This is a genomic window from Herbidospora galbida (assembly GCF_005233835.1).
Classification (GTDB): domain Bacteria; phylum Actinomycetota; class Actinomycetes; order Streptosporangiales; family Streptosporangiaceae; genus Herbidospora; species Herbidospora galbida.
This window is the reverse complement of sequence record NZ_SZQA01000024.1, coordinates 120,094-136,392: the sequence shown is the minus strand read 5'-3', so window position 1 is coordinate 136,392 and position 16,299 is coordinate 120,094. Positions and strand designations below refer to the sequence as shown.

Annotated in this window: 21 protein-coding genes; 14 read left to right on the top strand and 7 right to left on the bottom strand. The window is 70.5% G+C overall.

Annotated features, from left to right (window positions below):
• On the top strand, positions 1-182 hold a 182-nt coding region (locus tag FDA94_RS24090; RefSeq protein ID WP_212735474.1), incomplete at its 5' end, for an LPXTG cell wall anchor domain-containing protein.
• The gene (locus tag FDA94_RS24085) at positions 179-793 is read left to right on the top strand and encodes a class F sortase (RefSeq protein ID WP_137249342.1); all 615 of its coding nucleotides are present in this window, start codon (positions 179-181) and stop codon (positions 791-793) included. The genes FDA94_RS24090 and FDA94_RS24085, both read left to right, overlap by 4 nt.
• A gap of 4 nt (positions 794-797) precedes the next feature.
• Here FDA94_RS24085 and FDA94_RS24080 read toward each other — a convergent pair whose 3' ends face one another.
• The 3 genes from FDA94_RS24080 to FDA94_RS24070 all read right to left on the bottom strand — a co-directional run bounded on the left by FDA94_RS24080 (position 798) and on the right by FDA94_RS24070 (position 2,978).
• Positions 798-1,127: an ArsR/SmtB family transcription factor gene (locus tag FDA94_RS24080; RefSeq protein ID WP_137249341.1), complete on the bottom strand. Its 330-nt coding sequence runs from the start codon at positions 1,125-1,127 to the stop codon at positions 798-800.
• Complete coding sequence (locus FDA94_RS40020; RefSeq protein WP_212735473.1) at positions 1,120-1,902, bottom strand: SRPBCC domain-containing protein; 783 nt, start codon at positions 1,900-1,902, stop codon at positions 1,120-1,122. The genes FDA94_RS24080 and FDA94_RS40020 overlap by 8 nt, the downstream gene beginning before the upstream one ends.
• Positions 1,903-2,024: 122 nt before the next feature.
• Positions 2,025-2,978: a helix-turn-helix transcriptional regulator gene (locus tag FDA94_RS24070; protein WP_137249340.1), complete on the bottom strand. Its 954-nt coding sequence runs from the start codon at positions 2,976-2,978 to the stop codon at positions 2,025-2,027.
• A 61-nt stretch (positions 2,979-3,039) separates the two neighbouring features.
• Between FDA94_RS24070 and FDA94_RS24065 the strand changes: the two genes are divergently transcribed.
• Positions 3,040-3,543, top strand: a complete 504-nt coding sequence (locus FDA94_RS24065; RefSeq protein WP_137249339.1) for a DinB family protein — start codon at positions 3,040-3,042, stop codon at positions 3,541-3,543.
• On the opposite strand, the gene FDA94_RS24060 is transcribed toward FDA94_RS24065, so the two are convergent.
• Complete coding sequence (locus FDA94_RS24060; protein WP_137249338.1) at positions 3,540-4,955, bottom strand: cellulase family glycosylhydrolase; 1,416 nt, start codon at positions 4,953-4,955, stop codon at positions 3,540-3,542. The genes FDA94_RS24065 and FDA94_RS24060 overlap by 4 nt on opposite strands.
• Positions 4,956-5,252: 297 nt before the next feature.
• Between FDA94_RS24060 and FDA94_RS24055 the strand changes: the two genes are divergently transcribed.
• On the top strand, positions 5,253-5,834 hold the full coding sequence (locus tag FDA94_RS24055; RefSeq protein ID WP_246060125.1) for a hypothetical protein: 582 nt from the start codon (positions 5,253-5,255) through the stop codon (positions 5,832-5,834).
• Positions 5,835-5,871: 37 nt separating this feature from the next.
• Complete coding sequence (locus FDA94_RS24050; RefSeq protein WP_212735472.1) at positions 5,872-6,636, top strand: carbonic anhydrase; 765 nt, start codon at positions 5,872-5,874, stop codon at positions 6,634-6,636.
• On the opposite strand, the gene FDA94_RS24045 is transcribed toward FDA94_RS24050, so the two are convergent.
• Complete coding sequence (locus FDA94_RS24045) at positions 6,617-9,241, bottom strand: DUF7824 domain-containing protein (RefSeq protein WP_137249336.1); 2,625 nt, start codon at positions 9,239-9,241, stop codon at positions 6,617-6,619. The two genes, FDA94_RS24050 and FDA94_RS24045, sit on opposite strands and share 20 nt — an antisense overlap.
• A gap of 59 nt (positions 9,242-9,300) precedes the next feature.
• On the opposite strand from FDA94_RS24045, the gene FDA94_RS24040 reads away from it, so the two are divergent.
• Positions 9,301-9,861 carry a DUF1707 SHOCT-like domain-containing protein gene (locus FDA94_RS24040; RefSeq protein ID WP_137249335.1) on the top strand — a complete coding sequence of 187 codons (561 nt, stop codon included), beginning with the start codon at positions 9,301-9,303 and terminating at the stop codon, positions 9,859-9,861.
• Here FDA94_RS24040 and FDA94_RS24035 read toward each other — a convergent pair.
• Complete coding sequence (locus tag FDA94_RS24035) at positions 9,839-10,990, bottom strand: GNAT family N-acetyltransferase (RefSeq protein WP_212735471.1); 1,152 nt, start codon at positions 10,988-10,990, stop codon at positions 9,839-9,841. The genes FDA94_RS24040 and FDA94_RS24035 overlap by 23 nt on opposite strands.
• A gap of 89 nt (positions 10,991-11,079) precedes the next feature.
• Here FDA94_RS24035 and FDA94_RS24030 point away from each other — a divergent pair, with 89 nt between their 5' ends.
• Both FDA94_RS24030 and FDA94_RS24025 read left to right on the top strand, forming a co-directional pair.
• A complete protein-coding gene (locus FDA94_RS24030) occupies positions 11,080-11,313 on the top strand; it encodes a hypothetical protein (RefSeq protein WP_137249334.1) in 234 nt (77 codons plus the stop codon).
• A gap of 38 nt (positions 11,314-11,351) precedes the next feature.
• Entirely contained in the window at positions 11,352-11,636 is a 285-nt protein-coding gene (locus FDA94_RS24025; protein WP_137249333.1) for an antibiotic biosynthesis monooxygenase family protein, read from the top strand.
• On the opposite strand, the gene FDA94_RS24020 is transcribed toward FDA94_RS24025, so the two are convergent.
• Positions 11,633-12,523 (bottom strand): oxidoreductase, encoded by an 891-nt coding sequence (locus FDA94_RS24020; RefSeq protein ID WP_137249332.1) that lies wholly within the window; start codon positions 12,521-12,523, stop codon positions 11,633-11,635. The two genes, FDA94_RS24025 and FDA94_RS24020, sit on opposite strands and share 4 nt — an antisense overlap.
• Before the next feature lie 91 nt (positions 12,524-12,614).
• Between FDA94_RS24020 and FDA94_RS24015 the strand changes: the two genes are divergently transcribed.
• The 6 genes from FDA94_RS24015 to FDA94_RS23995 all read left to right on the top strand — a co-directional run bounded on the left by FDA94_RS24015 (position 12,615) and on the right by FDA94_RS23995 (position 15,741).
• Positions 12,615-12,989 (top strand): MerR family transcriptional regulator, encoded by a 375-nt coding sequence (locus FDA94_RS24015; protein WP_137249331.1) that lies wholly within the window; start codon positions 12,615-12,617, stop codon positions 12,987-12,989.
• On the top strand, positions 12,986-13,345 hold the full coding sequence (locus tag FDA94_RS24010; RefSeq protein ID WP_137249330.1) for a DUF488 domain-containing protein: 360 nt from the start codon (positions 12,986-12,988) through the stop codon (positions 13,343-13,345). Before FDA94_RS24015 ends, FDA94_RS24010 begins: the two co-directional genes overlap by 4 nt.
• Positions 13,346-13,551: 206 nt before the next feature.
• Positions 13,552-14,355 (top strand): hypothetical protein, encoded by an 804-nt coding sequence (locus FDA94_RS24005; protein WP_137249329.1) that lies wholly within the window; start codon positions 13,552-13,554, stop codon positions 14,353-14,355.
• Positions 14,352-14,729, top strand: coding sequence for a GntR family transcriptional regulator (locus tag FDA94_RS24000; protein ID WP_137249328.1), 378 nt, complete (start codon positions 14,352-14,354; stop codon positions 14,727-14,729). Before FDA94_RS24005 ends, FDA94_RS24000 begins: the two co-directional genes overlap by 4 nt.
• A 135-nt stretch (positions 14,730-14,864) precedes the next feature.
• Positions 14,865-15,020 (top strand): hypothetical protein, encoded by a 156-nt coding sequence (locus FDA94_RS39395; RefSeq protein ID WP_170991091.1) that lies wholly within the window; start codon positions 14,865-14,867, stop codon positions 15,018-15,020.
• Positions 15,021-15,360: 340 nt separating this feature from the next.
• On the top strand, positions 15,361-15,741 hold the full coding sequence (locus tag FDA94_RS23995; protein ID WP_137249327.1) for a hypothetical protein: 381 nt from the start codon (positions 15,361-15,363) through the stop codon (positions 15,739-15,741).
• Positions 15,742-16,299 lie beyond the last annotated feature (558 nt).

Genomic DNA, 16,299 nt, shown 5'->3' with positions numbered 1-16,299 from the left:
AGCGGGCGCGGGACGGCGCGACCCCCGCACCGGTGCCACAGCGCGGGATCGGCCGCCGGGTTCCCGACGGTGCGCCCCAGACGGGTGGCGGCGTGCCCGCCGCGCTTCCGCTGGGCGGGGTCCTTCTCGTGGCGGGGGCCGCGACGGGCTTCGTCGCCCTGCGGCGTCGTAGCGCGGCGTGACCCGCAGGGTCCTCGGCCTGGCGGCCGCCACCCTCACCGCGACCGGGGCCCTGCTCGCGGGCGTCGCCTTCCTCCCGAGGGAGGCGCCGCCCGCACCGCCGCCCGCCGAGGCCGTGGCGCTGGCCCTGCCCGCCGCCGCGTCGCCGTCGTCGCCGGTCAGGGAGCTGCCCAGGTCACGGCCGGTACGACTCGACGTCGGCCGCATCGGCGTCCACACCGACCTGATCATGCTCGGCCTCAACCCCGACGGGACCGTGCAGGTCCCGGAGGAGCCCGAGGACGCGGGCTGGTACGCCCCCGGCTACGCCCCCGGGGAACCCGGCGGGGCGGTGATCCTCGGGCACGTCGACGGGAAGGGCCGCGACGGCGTCTTCCACGACCTCGGCCGGATGCGGCGCGGCGACGTCATCGACGTCACCCGCGCCGACGGGAAGCCGGCCCGGTTCACGGTCACGTCGGTGGAACGGGTGGCCAAGAGCCGGTTCCCCGCCCAGCGCGTGTACGGCCCCCTCGACCACCCCGCCTTGAGACTGGTGACCTGCGGTGGGTCCTTCGACGCCGCGACGGGCCACTACCGCGACAACGTCATCGTCTACGCCGATCTGGAGTAGCGGGTCACTCCAGGTGGGCCCGCAGTTTCGCCAGCGGGCCGTCCCAGTCGCGCGCGAGCACGGCGAGAAACCGCTGCGCCACCCGCATGGGCTCGGTCTGCACGCGGTAGCGCACCCGCCGCCGTTCGCCCGGCTCGGCCACCACCAGGCCCGCGTCGGCGAGGAGCGCGAGGTGCTTGGCGATGCCCTGCCGGGTGATCGGCAGCCAGGCGGCCAGGTCGGTCGCGGTGGCCGGCCCCCGCTCGGCCAGCGCGGCCAGGATGGCCCGCCGGTTGGGGTCGGCCAGGGCCGTGAAGACCGCCTCGGCTACCGTCTCGGGCGACTCGTCAGCCATGGACGTAGGCGACCAGCTCGTCGAGTTCGTGCTTCCAGCCGCGGGTGTTGCCGTCGAAGGCCTTGGCGTGCTCGTCGTGGTCGAGCTGGGCGAAGCCGGTCTCGACGACGGTCAGGCTGGTGCCCTCGGCGTCGGGCGTGAGGGTGAACTCGACGTAGGTCCGGCGCGGGTCGCTCTCGGGCAGGCCGTAGATGTGCCACGAGTAGGCGAAGACCGACTGCGGGTCGAGCCGTTCGACGCGCAGGCGGGCGGTGTCGCCGCTCTGCCAGCTCAGCTCGACCGTGCCGCCGACCTTGACCTCGCCTTCGGCGGCCTCGCCGAACCAGGTGCCGAGCCCCTCGGCGGTGGTGATGGCGGCCCAGACCTGCTCCTGCGGGCGGCCGATGTGGACGGTGCGTTCGATCCGATCGGGAAATGCCATCGGAACCCCTCCATGTATCGCAACCATTTGGTTGCCATTAATGTATGGCAACCGAACGGTTGCGTCAACCGTGAAGGCGACCAGCACCACGACGGAGATCACGGTCGCCCCGGCGAACGCGGCCCGCACGCCCCAGATCTCGGCCGCGCCGCCGGCCAGGGCCGCGCTCATGCGTCCGAGCAGGTCGGGCGGGGAGAGGTTCTGCCGGATCGTGGCGACGAGGATGCGCCAGACGCTCGACCCCGCGCCCGCCACGATCGCCCCGGCGGCGACCGCCCAGACCGGGGCGTCGAGCGCGACCGGGGCGACCAGCAGCACGGTGCCGACGGCGTCGGCGATGAGCAGCCGGGTCACGCCGAAGCGCAGGCGCAGCGCTCGACCACGGCCGAGGCGATCAGGCCCCCGACGGCCATGCCGGTGAGGATCAGCCCGTATTGGGCGCAGCCGCGACAAGTCCCGCCGCTACTACGCGGGCGTCAGGCCCGCCGGAACCGCGACCCCCACTCCTTGAGCTGTTCGACCAGCTCAGGGGGGTGGACGACCTGGAAGTCGGCCCCAACGACCCCCAGGGCCATCGTCGGCCAGTCGAGGGTGTTGCTCGTCATCACCATCCGGCAGCGCCGCTCGCCGACCGCCTCGACCGTGCACCACCGCCCGATCCGCTCCCGCACGACGTCGGCCGGGGCCTCGATCAGCGCCTCCACCGCGTAGGGCACGGGCTGGTTCTCCAGGCCTTCCTGGACGAAGGCGGCGGCGTCGGCGGCGGGCAGGTCTCTGGGGCGGAACCGGGTGCCGGTCTTCTCCGGCCCGGTCATCCGGTCGACGCGGAAGCTCCGCCAGTCGTGCCTGGTCAGGTCGTAGGCCACGAGATACCACCGGAAGCCGGTGCAGACGAGCCGGTGCGGCTCGGTCAGCCGGTCGGACTCCCGGCCGTCGGCCGCCGTGTAGGAGAAGCGGATCTGCTCCTGGTCGCGGCAGGCCAGCGCCACGGCCGTGAGCACGTCGGGGTCGATGCCGGCCCCGGGCGAGGCGCTCCAGCCGCTCGGCACGGTCATCGTGCGCAGCGCCTCGACCCGGTGCCGCAGCCGGGCCGGCATGACCTGGACGACCTTCGCGAGCACCCGTACCGACGACTCGGCGATGCCCTCGACGGCGCCCTGCGCGGCGGCCTGGAGGCCCACGGCCAGGGCGACCGCCTCCTCGTCGTCGATCACCAGCGGCGGCAGGGCCGCCCCGGCGGCCAGCTGGTAGCCGCCGTCGACCCCGCGCTGCGACTCGACCGGGTAGCCCAGCTCGCGCAGCCGGTCGACGTCGCGGCGCAGCGTCCGGACCGAGACGCCGAGCCGCTCGGCCAGCTCGCCGCCCAGCCAGTAGCGACGGGTCTGGAGCAGGGAGAGCAGCCGCAGGGTCCGGTTGCTGGTGTTCGCCATACGTCGATTCTGGCCGTCATACAGGACAAGAAGTGGCCGCTATTGGCGTCAAGCTGGATTCATGAGCGAACGAGACGACCTCCTCTCGACCCTGGCCAAGCACCGGGGCTTCCTGCGCCACACCCTTCAGGGCCTCACCGACGAGCAGGCCGGCCTGCGGACCACCGCGAGCGAGCTGTGTGTCGGCGGCCTGGTCAAGCACGTCACGTCGGTCGAGCGCGGCTGGGCCGAGTTCATCGTGCAGGGGCCCTCGGCGATGGGCGACTTCACCCAGATGACCGAGGAAGACTGGCAGCGCCGGGCCGACGAGTTCCGCATGCTGCCCGGCGACACCGTCTCCGGGGTGCTGGCCGGATACGAGAAGACGGCCCACGCGACCGACGAGTTGGTGAGGAACCTTCCCTCACTCGACGCGGTCCAGCTTCTTCCGAAGGCCCCGTGGAACCAGGAGGAGAGCTGGACGGCCCGGCGCGTGTTCCTGCACATCATCGCCGAGACCGCCCAGCACGCCGGTCACGCGGACATCATCCGTGAGTCCATCGACGGTCAGAAGACCATGGGCTAGAAGTCGTCTGCGGTGCGGATCCGGTCGCGCACCCAGACACCGGCCTCCTTCAACCTCGTCGTGCCCGTGTACGGGCCGCTGGAGCAGGTCCCGGTGGTGAAGACGGCTCCCGTGCGGAAGTCGTCGGAGAAGTTCCAGTTGACCCAGCTGATCTTCTTCTGGGCCATCAGGTCGATGTACTGCTGCGACCTGCTGAAGTTGTTCGGCCCGTCACCCGAGGCCTCCTGGGTGCCGAACTCCGAGACGAACATCGGCAGCAGGTCGGCGGCCCTCGACAGGGCGTTCAGGTACTGGGTGCCGTGCGAGGCGGCGTAGAAGTGGAACGTGTACATGATGTTGGTGCCGGAGACCGGGTTGGCGCGGATCGTGTCGGTCTGGTCGCCGGGGCCGGAGACGCCGAGCGACGACCAGGCCGGCGTGCCCACCAGCACGGGGGCGTCGGGGTCGTACTGGCGGATCGTCGGGACCAGCGAGTTGGCGTAGTTGCGGATGACCGACCACGTCACGCTGTCGCCGTTGGGCTCGTTGGCGATCTCGTACAGGACGTTCTTCTTGGCGTTGTGGCGCTGGGCGATCTCGGTGAAGAAGGTCCGGGCCCTGGTCAGGTTGTAGTTGGGGTCGCCCGGGGTGAGCATGTGCCAGTCGACGATGGCGTACATGCCGCGTGCGGTGGCCATCTCGATCAGGTTGTGCACCCGGTCGGTGTAGAGCCGCGGGTTGGTCTCGTAGCCGCCCTCCTGGATGTACATGGAGATGCGCAGGACGTCGGCCTTCCAGTCGGTGGCCAGGGCGTCGAGCGAGGCGGTGTTGAGGCACTGGTTGTACCACTGGATGCCGTGGCTGCTCATGCCCCTGAGCTGGATCTGCTTGCCCGCCTCATTGCACAGCTTGACGCCGCAGACGCGGAGCTGGCCGTTGGCGGCCACAGGGGTGCCGCCGCCGGTCGACGACTCGGTGTAGACCTCGAACTCCCAGAGGGAGTAGCCCCACTGGGTGGCGCGGGCGGTGCCGTACATGCGGACGTAGCGGCCGGTGCCGGAGACCGTGAGGTCGTCGGTCGCGCCGTTGCCCGTGGTCGTGGAATAGAGGCTCGACCACGTTGCGCCGTCAGGCGAAACTTCGATCCGGTACGCCGACGCGTAGGCCGTCTCCCAGGTCAGCTTGACGCGGGAGATCGGATACGAGGCGCCGAGGTCGATCCTGATCCACTGCGGATCGCTGCCCTCGGCCGACGCCCAGCGCGTGGCGGTGTTGCCGTCGACCGCCTTGCCCGCCTCCAGGCCGGCGCCCTCGATCGACGACGACGTGGCGGGCTTGCCGGTGGAGATGAGGACGGGGGCGGCGGCGGCCGGCGCACTGACCGTGGTCAAGCCGGTCAGTATGAGCAGGGCGACGAGCGTGCTACGTAACATAGGCGCTCCTTGGATGAGTAGTTAGGAAGGTTTCCTAATTTGACGTGGAGCGTAAAACAACGTCAACCATCACGCAAGCGCTTCGAGTAGTTGATCAGTCAACGGATCGCGGTCACCTGGTCGCTGTCCGCTTTCTGGCACGAACTGCGGCTTGTCCATGCCTACCGGCACACATGTTGGCAATCAGTGACAGACATGATCACGGGAGATGTGTTCAGGTCCTGAATGCGATAAATGTTCTGCATGAAAACGAGGCTGCTTCGCTTCTTAAGCGCTCCCCTCCTCGCCATCTCCCTCGTGCTTTCGGTCTTCGGCGCGCCGGCGCGTGCCGCGACCGACCTCGAACTCGCACAGGAGTGGCTGACCACTTGGAACACCTACAAGTTCACCCAGGTCGCCGACCCGCTGCCGGAAGGCCGGTCACGCGCCTCCCAGAGCATCTCCATCGTGATCGATGCTCCGCGGAGCCAGGTCTTCTGGGCCTACTCGAACTTCAACAACCACATCGGCGCCAACCCGGTGCTTGAGCGGGTCGTCACCCATAGCGACACCACGCAGTACGGCGTCGAGGCCAGGAGGCTCACGGCCATCGAGGTCATCCCGATGGAGCCGGCCCCGCTGACGCTGAACACGCACGCCTGCCAGAAGCTGTACCTGGCGGACTACTACTACACGGTCGACTCGTGGTCCACGGGGAACATCGTGACCCACCAGAAGATCACCTTCGAGAAGGTCACCGGGAACAAGACCAAGGTGACCGAGAACCTGACGTTCGAGACGCCCACGGAGCTGATCGACCTCGCGCTGACCTCCGGCGTGCAGGCGCACCAGGGCATCCAGACGGTCCTCAAGCAGCGCATCGAGAGCGGCGCCCTCTAAGTCATCCTCCGGCGACCGCCACCTGGCAGCGGTCGCCGTGCTCCGTTTTCGGCCGACCTGGGTGGAGAAGATCCAGGTCATGGACGGTATGGGGCGTAGGACACTATTCGCGGGCGCCGCGTCACTCGCGCTCGGCGGCTGCGCCGCGACCGACACGACGCTCCGGGCGGTGCCCGTGGCGACCGCGTCCCAGGCCTACCCCGACACCCCGAAGGCCGCCTTCGACCGGCTGATGACGGGCAACCGGCGCTGGGTGACCGGCGCGCTGCAGCACCCCGACCGCGATCCCACCCGCCGCGAACTGCTGGCCGCCACGCAGAAGCCCTATGGGGTGGTGCTGTCGTGCATCGACTCCCGGGTGCCTCCTGAGCTGGTCTTCGACACCGGGCTCGGCGACCTGTTCGTGATGCGCACCGGCGGGCAGGCCATCGGGCCCGTGGTGACCGGTTCGATCGAGTACGGCCCGATGACCGGCGGGACCCCGTTGATCATGGTGCTCGGGCATCAGCGGTGCGGGGCGGTGGCGGCGGCGTACCAGGCACTGAAAGACGGCAAACCGCTCCCCGGAAACCTGCAGGCGATCGCCGAGGCGCTGCGGCCCGCCTACGAGCAGACCACGCGCGGGGGCAGCGCCGACCCGATCGAGACGATGACCAAGAACCAGGTCACGCTGACCGCCGACGCGCTGCGCGGGAACGGCGACCTGGGGCCGCTGGTGATCGAGAGGAAGCTGGCGGTGGTCGCCGCCTACTACTCCCTGGACACGGGCCAGGTCGAGGTGCTCAACGGGGCGCCTGACTGATCGTCTCCAGGAGGACGCGGGCTCCCAGGGTCACCTGGCTGCCTCCCTTGCGCGCCGCGACCTCCGCCAGCCCCGGGAGCTCGGCGCGGGCCCCGGCGATGACGGCGGCCTTGACCGCGACCTTCAGCAGGTCGGCCAGGCCGGTGGGCGCGCGTTCTCCCTCCTTCGGAAGCAGCGCGGGGATCGCCTCGGCCAGCAGGGCCCACGTCTCACGGTGGGCTCCGGAGAAGGCGAGATCCTCCAGGAGGGGAGTCACCCGGGCCAGCTTCAGGGCGTCCGCCCGGACCAGCTCGGCCAGCGCCCAGCCGAAGTCGGTCGCGGTGAACTCCCCTCGAACCATGAGGATCTTCATCGCGTCGACGGCCGATGCGCGCCCTTCGGATCTCCTGTCGGAGAAGGCCGTCAGAATGGCGCTCGCCGTCGCACGGCCCACCGGCCCTTCTCCCTGTACGAGCGCCGTCAGCACCCCCACCAGGGTTCGGCTGGACAGGACGACGCCCACGGCGAAGCACTCCAGCACGTGAGCGGCGATCACCTCTCGGTGCGACGGCATGATCGACGGCCACCACGTCATGTCGTCGGAGAGCCCGGCCCAGTGCTCCTTCGGTTCCAGCGAGCACAGTTCGGCGATCGGCGCGGGCAGGCCGGGTCGGGCCGGCCTCATGCGCGCGTGCATGGCCGGGACGCGCCGGTAGGTCTCGTAGGCGACGACGCGGGTCATCGCCTCGATGCCGCACTCCGTGATCGGGTCGGCCAGGCCGCCGTCTCGCAACCACGCGGCCAGCCGTCGGCCCGCCGGTGAGGTCAGCCTTCCGGCGCGGGCGACCGCCTCGGGGTCGGCCGAGCGGGGCAGGCGCAGCAGTGCCTGGCTGAAGTCGAGCGGCGGCGGTTCGTGGTCACCCAGAAGTTCGAGGCGGGTGACCAGCGTCGCGGCGTCGACCTGGCCGGTGGGCGTCGTCGGGGTGGCGAGCAGGACCGGAAGCGTCCGGCCCGACTCCAGCAGGGCGATGACCTCGCGCATCCGGTCGCCGAACATGCGACCGGGCAGCGTGCGGCGACCACCGCTTCTCTCCAGGTAGTGGGCGTTCAGCCGGGACGCCTCGACGCTCTGCTCCGGGGACACGATCGCGCTCACGCAGTGTCGCAGCAGGAAATAGGGGTTGTGGGTGGTGTAGCTGTCGGCGTGGGGATGGAGGCGGTCGCCGTATCCCTTGCAGTTGCTCTCCCACCACGGCCGCAAAGCTTCGACGGTCGCCGCGCGGTCGCGATGGGTCAGGTCGACGAGCGCGGCCACGACCTGCTCGACGTCGATCGACCAGAACGTGGGCGGGGAGCCGAGTGCGGCGATCAGCTGGGCCGCCGAGACGATCGGCGGCGGCATCTCGGGCCGCGAGAAACCGATCTCCAGGGTGCCGGCCACCGGCTGCTCCGCCGGGGGCGGGGCCGCGACCCCGCCGAAGACGGCGGCGATCTGGGTGCGCAGGTCCCACGGGAGGACGCTCGCGGCCTCGCGGATCGGGTCGAAGGCGGCCGGGGTGGCGTGGGGGGCCAGTTTGCGCGCGAGCCGTACCGAACGGGCTTGGAGCGCGTGGTCCTCGTTGCCGAAGACCAGCGCGAGCGCGGCGAGCGCGCCGTCGGCCCGCTCGGGGGTGGCGGTGGCGATCCACTGGAGCGCGGTCGTGACGTGCTTGCGCTCCGGCCGGAACGCCAGCGCGCCGACGGTCTCGGCGAACAGTTCGGTGCTCAGGCCCACCGCGTCGTCGTAGCGGCGCAGGTCGTCGGCGGCCAGCCGGGCCAGCGGGGCGGCGGCGACCGGCAGGGCGCGGGCCAGGTCGACCACCGGCGTCTCGGCGGGGGTCGGCGCGAGCCGGATCCACAGGTGGACGAAGGGTTCGATGTCGCGGTTCTGCCCGTGGGTGAGGAACCGGGCCGCGCAGCCGTCGATCAGTGCCTGCCGCTTCAGGCGGCCCTCGGACGCCAGGTCGGCCAGCGCGCCGATGACGAAGCGCCCGTGCTGGTTCAGCGGGGCGGCGACGCCTTCGGCCTGGAAGAGCCGGGCGACCATGACGTCGAGGAGGGGGTGGTCGCGGACCACGTCGATCTCGGCGCCCCAGCGGAGCTCATTCTGCAGGCGCCAGAGCCAGCCGGCGACGAAGGCGTCGTTCTCGGGCGGTTCGACGCCCGTCTCGATCGCCAGAGAAGCGGCCAGGTCGAAACCGGGACGGCCGTCGAAAATCTGCCGACGGCTGACCCGGCCCGCCCGCAGGCCGTCGACCAGCCGGTGGGCGAGATCGCGCCGCCATTCGTCCGGGCGGTCGCGCAGGACGGCGAGGACGCGCTCGGCGTCGATCTGCGGCTCGGTGGGTTCGCGTAACTCGCGGCGGTCGAGCCAGGCGGCGACCTGGGCCGCCCCGGACAGGCAGGCCGCGCCGGCGACGCGGAACGCCTGGGCGTTCTCGGCGATCCGCCAGCGGCCCTCCTCCCGCAGCCGCCCGGCCAGGTAGCCGGGTAGTTGGGCCGCGGCGGCCTTGCGGTCGACGTCGCTCATCGGGAACGCGTCGCCGCCGCCGAGTTCGATCCATTCCCGGACCAACTGCCAAGTCATGCGCCGCACGTTATAGATCACCACCGACAAAGCGCCCCACGCGACCGTAAATTGACCCCATGGACCTTGAAGCCCGCGCCTCCGACCAGGACCGGGAGGCGACCGTCAGCCGCCTCCAGCAGGCCTTCACCGACGGACGGCTGGCCGCGGACGAGATGGAACAGCGCGTCGAGCGCGCCCTGACGGCCGTCTCCCACGGCGACCTGGCCGCCCTGGTGGCCGACCTGCCCGAACGGCCCGGTGAGGTGGTCACCGTGACCACGAAGGCGGGCAAGATCCTGCGTACCGGGCAGTGGCGGGTGCCGAGGACGCTGCGCATCGAGTCCGTCTACGGCAACCCGCACCTCGACCTGAGCGAAGCGGTGATCGAGCACGCGGAGGTCACCTTCGACCTCAACCTGAAGTACGGCTCCGCCGAGATCCTCCTGCCGCCGGGCGCGACGGCCGACACCAACGGCGTCCACTGCGAGTGGGGCAGCGTGGTCTCCGACGTCCCGGGCGCTCCCCGGCCGGGGATGCCGCACGTGCGGGTGATCGGGGAGGTCGGCTACGGGAAGGTGCGGGTGCGTTATCGAGGCGCCCGCAGGCGGCGGTGGTTCACGCGGGGCGGCGGGTCATGAACACGTCGACGTCGTCTTCGGCGTCGAGGGTGAATCCGTGCCGTTCGTAGAGGCGGCGGGCCGGGCTGCCCCGGAGCACGTTCAGCCTGACCACCACGCCGTCGTGGTCGCACTGTTCCAGTAGCCGGTCGAGGACGGCCGTACCGATGCCGCGCCCCTGCAGGCCCGGGTCGAGATAGAAGTGTTCGAGCCAGACGACGTCGCCGTCGGGCCGCAGCGCCACGCAGCCCGCGAAGGCGCCGCTCACCTCGATCGTCCAAGTGTGCTCAGGGGCGAAACCGTCGCGTAGCCGCTGCCGCACCCGTCGTTCGTCGTAGCGGCCGAGCCGCTCGAGATCGGCGCGCAGCACGACGGCCCGCAGTTCGGCCACCGCCTCGACGTCGTGCGGCGAAGCCGCCCGGATCACCCAGTCATCGGCCAGGATGCGGCCGAGGTGGTAGTCGATGGTTCGCCGTACGTCGGCCTTGGTGCGACGGCGGTGGAGCAGGTCGAGGCCGAGGCCGCTCACGCCGCCGACGAGCAGGTCGGCCTCGCGGGCCGCGTCGATCGAGGGCCGCGGCCCGGCGGCCGTGATCAGGGCGGCGACCAGGTCTTCGAGCGGGCCGCCGTCGTGCAGGAAGACCTCGGCCAGGGCGGGATCGGTGAGGCTGCGCGCGTAGTAGGCGGTCAGCACGCGCAGGCTCGTCTGCCGCTGGTCGTCGAGCGGCAGCAGCTCGTCGAGGGTGGCCCGCAGCACCGCGCGCGGGTCGGCGGGGTCGCGCAACGCCGCGATCCGCTCGCGGGCCCGGCTCTCGTTCTCGCGATGCAGCATCCGCAGCGCGGTCACCAGCAGGTGGTGCTTGTCGGCGAAGTGATACTGCACCACGCGGGGAGACACCCCCGCCTCGGCGGCGATCTCCCGCACGGTGGCCATCTGGAGCCCGCGTTCGGCCGCGATCCGCCAGACCGCCTCGACGATCTGCCGCCGCCGCCCGGCCGGCTCGGGCTCGGCGGGCGCCGGTACGGGCGGATCGCGCCGCGACCGGTAAGCGCGGGCCTGACACGCGCGGGAGCAGTAGACCGGACGACGCCCCCGGGCGGGCGGCCGCAGCACGCCGCGACAGACCCGGCACGTCATTTCGTCACGCACCTGACCAGCTTAAATTGCGTGACGTATTCATTGCTACTACGACTTTCCGGCTGTTGTCATTGATACGACCGTATCAGTGGGAGGGAACTGTGAACGAGGCCTGGTATCGGCTGGCGATGCTGCTCACGCTCGTCGCGGGGGTTTGGGAGGGCCCGATCGCGATCATTTTCCGGGTGTTCACCGACAAGGGCCCGAGCTGGCTCGTGGCGGCCAACTACCTGCCCGAGCCGTGGTGCTACGTCGCCGCCGTCGCGGCGGCGGTCGTCGCGTTCGCGGTGATCGCCGTGCTGGACGTCCGACACAGGAGAGCAATTAGTCACTAATTTTGACTGTCATTATTAGTGACTATATGGTTGGATCCATGACGACAGTGGAAATCACCAGGTTCCGGGTCGCTCCCGAGCGCGCGGCCGAACTGCTGGCCACCCGCGCCGGGATGGTCGCCGACTTCGAGGTCGACCGCGAGGGGTTCCTGGGCGCCAAGCTCATCCAGCTGCCCGACGGCGAGTGGCTCGACATCGTCGAGTGGCGCTCCCCGGCCGACTTCGCCGCCTCCCGGGCCAAGGGCGGCAACCTGCCGGGCGTCCAGGCCTTCTTCGCCGTGATCGACGAACTCGTCTCCTCGGAAGAGGGCACGCTGCGCTAGCCGCCGACGAGCTGCTCCGACCGTTCCCACAGCCGGCGGCCGAGCTCGGGGTCCCGGGCCGCCGCCGACAGCGGCACCAGTGTGGGATGCCCGGATCGCCCGCCCCGGCCGTCAGGCCCGACGTACGACCCGGCGGCGAGGCCGGGCTCGGTCGCCGCGAAGAGCTGGGGCAGCGCGCCCATCTCGGGGCTCTGGGCGAAGAGCCGGCCGGCGACGCGCATGAGAATCCCCGTCAGCCCGCTTCCCTTGCTCTGCATCGGCGTGTTGCTGTAGCCCGGGTGCGCGAGCACGCTGGTGATCGGCGTCGGCGACGACTCCTCGCGCCGGGCGAGCTCCACCGCGAAGACCGCGTTGGCCAGCTTCGAGGCCGAGTAGGCCGCCAGTGGGGTGTACTTGCGCGTCCAGGCGACGTCGTCCAGATCGAGTTCGCCCTTCTCGTGCAGGTACGACGTCACGGTGACCACCCTCGGGGCCGGCGACCGGCGCAGCGCGGGCGCCAGCAGCGCCGTGAGGGCGAAGTGGCCGAGGTGGTTGGCGGCGAAGTGGCGCTCCGTGCCCAGCGCGGTCACGGAGTGCCCGACCATGGAGATCCCGGCGTTGTTGACCAGCACGTCCACCGGCTCCGAGCCGATCTCGGCCGCCGCCCGGCGGATCGAGCCGAGGTCCAGCAGGTCGACCCGGCGCACCGCCACGTCGGCCCCCGGATGGGCCCGCCGCAGCAAGGCCGCCACGTCTTCGCCGCGTGCGGCGTCCCGGACGGCGAGCAGCACCCGCCCGCCGCGCGCCGCGAGCTCGCGGGCCGTCACCAGCCCGAGGCCGCTCGTCGCCCCGGTCACGACGAAGGTGCGGCCCTTCTGGTCGCCTATCCGTTCCGCGGTCCAGTTCATCTCTTGATCTTCCTCTCTCCGCAGGTCAGGAACGCGGAAAAGCTAAACCTTTCCATTAATGTGAAGGTCAAGCGCCTGTGTGAGGAGAGCGATGAAGATCGGTGATCTGGCCGCGAAGACGGGGGTCGCGCCGCGGCTGCTGCGCTACTACGAAGAGGTCGGCATCCTGCATCCGTTCCGGAGCGGCAACGGATACCGCACCTACGGTGAGGCCGCCGTCGACCGGGTCCTGCAGATCCGCGAACTGCTCGACGCCGGGTTCACGACCGAGATGATCCGCCAGGTCCTCCCCTGCCTCGGCGACCCGCGGCCCTCGACGTGCACCGCGGAGGTCGACCTCGACGTGGTGCGCCGCCAGCTCGGCAACGTCGAACGGCGCATCGACGTGCTCCAGCGCAACCGGGACGCGATCAAGACGTACCTCCGCGCCTGGGAGGAGGGCACCGGCGTAACGTCGGATGCATGAGCGAAGTGCGGGTACGCCGGGTCTACGAAGATCCGGCCGACGACGACGGCACCCGGGTGCTGGTCGACCGGCTCTGGCCTCGCGGGCTGGCCAAGGCCACTGCCGACCTCGACGAATGGTGCAAGGAGATCGCCCCCTCGGCGGAGCTGCGCACCTGGTACCACCACGACCCCGACCGGTTCGCGGAGTTCGGCCGCCGCTACCGGACCGAGTTGACCACTCCCGAGCGGGCGGCGGCGATGACGCACCTGCGGGAACTCGCCCACGACGGCGTGCTGACCCTGCTCACCGCGACGAAGAAGGCCGAGGTCAGCGAGGCGGCAGTGCTCGCCGACCTGCTCCGGTCCTCCGCCTAGACCACCCCGTCGTCGAGGTACCAGCCGTAAGGGCTCGGCGCCGCGCCGGGGCCTGTTCGAGGTCACGATGCAGGCAGGCGGCGAGCGGCCCTGCACGACCTCACGGGTCAGGCGTCATGGGGCGCGCGGGATCCGGCCCGCCGTTGACTTTGTCGCAAGTATTGACGCAGTATGTTGATACAACGATTGCGACAAAGGAGCGTCTCATGACCCGTGAACCGTTACCGGACGCCCGTGGCGCCGATCTGCGCATCGCGGAAGCATGGCTGGCGCTGCGCGACCTGGCCGGCGTCCGGCCGACCCCGCTGCTGGCCAGCCGGCTGGCCGCCCGCAATCTCGCCCGCATCGTCGGCGCGGTCATCCTGGCCGTGCTGATCATCGCGAGCGCCCTCGCCGCGACGTACAACCGGTTCGGCGATCCCACCCTCCGCCCGCTGCCGCTGGTGGCCCTGACCGCGCTGGTGGTCGGGCTGCTGCTGGCGCAGTCGCAGCTCGACTCGTGGGTCCGCCGCGTCGACCGGCGGGCGGGCGCGACGCTGTCCCGCAGGGCCGCCCACCTGATCCAGCCCGGCTGGCGGACCGTGGTCGGCCGGCCCTACGCCGTCTTCGCCGCCGCCGTCTTCGTCGGTTCGATGCTGCTGGTCGGCAGCGCCCTGGCCGTCCCCGACGAGACCGTGCGGCAACTGGCCGTCGTCCTGCTGATCGGTCTGCTGGGCGCGACCGGCATCAACTTCCTGCAGATGCGCCACCTGCTCCGCCACCCGGTCGTCGCGGAGGACGAGGAGTCGCTGACCGTCGACGTCATCATGCGCGTGGAGGACGCCCGCGACCTCACCACGCCGAACGTGCAGTGGACCCTGCCCATGATCCTGCTGTTCGGCACCGCTCCCGGCTGGTGGAGCGCCGCCGCGATGGCGTACCTGCTGGTGAGCCTGGCCGCCTTCATCGCGATCCGGGCCAAGACTCCGTCGAGCGTGACGGTGGCCCGGCAGTCCGTGGGCACCCGATGATCGTCATCGACGCCACCTCGCCGGTACCGCCCTTCGAACAACTGCGGGCACAGCTGGCGAAGCAGATCCAGGAGCGAACCCTGGCCGTGGGCACCCGCCTCCCGACCATCCGCCACCTCGCGGCCGACCTGGGCCTGGCCGTGAACACGGTCGGCCGGGCCTATCGGGAACTGGAGGAGGCCGGCCTGATCGAGACCCGCGGCCGCGCCGGCTCGTTCGTGTCGGCCTCCGGCGAGGAGGGCCGGGAGCGCGCCCGCCAGGCCGCCGCCGACTACGCGGCTGTGATCGCCAGCGTCGGCATCGACCCTGGTGAGGCGATCAGGATCGTCCAGGCGGCGCTGCGGTCCGGGACGACGGCGCCGAGCTCGCCCTAGCAGCCTGAGGCGGCTCTCAGCGCTCCTCAGCGAAATCAACGGGTCCACGTGAGGAGACACTTCGATGCGCAAGCGGACAGATGGTGGCAGCGGTGGGCCTCATGGGCAGGCTACGCGGCGAGCGGAGGAGCCGCCTTGTACGGCTGCGTCCTGATGCTGACCGCACTCTGGGGGTATCGCTCGTTCCTCGGCGTCCCAGCTCTGAGCTGGTCGGATGCGACCTGGCTGGGCGTGGTGGTGCTGCTGATCGGATCCGTGACGGCGGCGGCCACCGTGCGTCCGTGGGGGTGACCGCATCCCGGTCCGCGCCTTGTCGGCGGCTCCGGCGTGGAGCTGCATGGTGCTGCTCAACCTGGTTCAGCTCGCCCGACCGGCAGGGTCACCGGCTGGACGACCTTCGTCGAGCGAGTGTGTCTGGCCGCCCTCGGGACCGTGAGCGTTCAGCATCGGCGGAGCGGAGTCGCCGGCGTTCGGCGGATACGGGTGGGCGCTGACCATCGCGGCAGTGTCTTGCCGGCTCCGAACCCGGCCTCTGCGCATCCCGGCGGAGATGGCTGCTCTCTGATCACGATCAAGCCGTCTGGTCCGCTGCCGTAAGGGCCGACTGGACACGACGTGCAACGATCGACCCATGGCGGATTCCCCTTCCCACCTTCGGCTGATCGGCTACTGGTGGAGCCCCGACGATCCGGAACTGCCTCGGCCGCACGACTGGGTCGACCCTGGCTGGAGTCCCGAAGAACGCGACCTGCTCGCCCTGTACCTCGAAAGTGGTCTGCGCGCTCCCTACGCCGCAGCCGGCTTCTCGCTATGCCGGATGTGCGAAAAGACCAACGGCAACTCGGAATTCACAGATGGCGTGTTCCTGTGGCCACAGGGGTTGGCCCACTACGTGAGAGAACATTCGGTACGTCTTCCCGACGAGATCATCAGGCGCGCTCGGCAGTGGGCCGAACCGACGAACTGGGAGACGGATCTGACGTGGTGGAAGGAGCAGAAGGCCCGGGAGTGACGTCGTAGGCGCGCTTCACTCGGCGGGACCGGCCGGCTGTAGCGGATGATCTGGGGACCGTGGGTGTCGTACCGCCTCTCGAAATGCCTTTACAGGTAGTCACGCCAGAACGAGACAGTCGCGTGCGGCTTCGATATGAGCGGGAGCCTCTGGCGGGCCGGGGTATCCGCTCCTGGATCAAAGATCCTTCAAACCGGCCGCCGCATTGACAGTCCGCCCCCATGACTCACCTGCCTGATCATCTCCGTCCGTCGTGACGCCCGAACCCGATCACTGACAGGCGTCCCCGGACGCGAAGGGCTTACGCACGTGAAGCGCTTCGGCGGAGTTCGGCGCAGGGAAAGCCATCGGGCACACAACGGGCACGAGAGCGACCGCCCCTTCTTTAGTCCAGCGTGGGCATCCCCTCTCTGGAATCCCGTTGAGAAGGGCATCCGCGACACGCTTTCATGAGATAGACGAGCAGGAAGGAAAGACAGTGGTGAACCGTGCCGGAGCATAGGCATTCAAGGCCATCCAACACGCGCCAGGTCGGAGACCGCCTCAAGCTTCATCGGC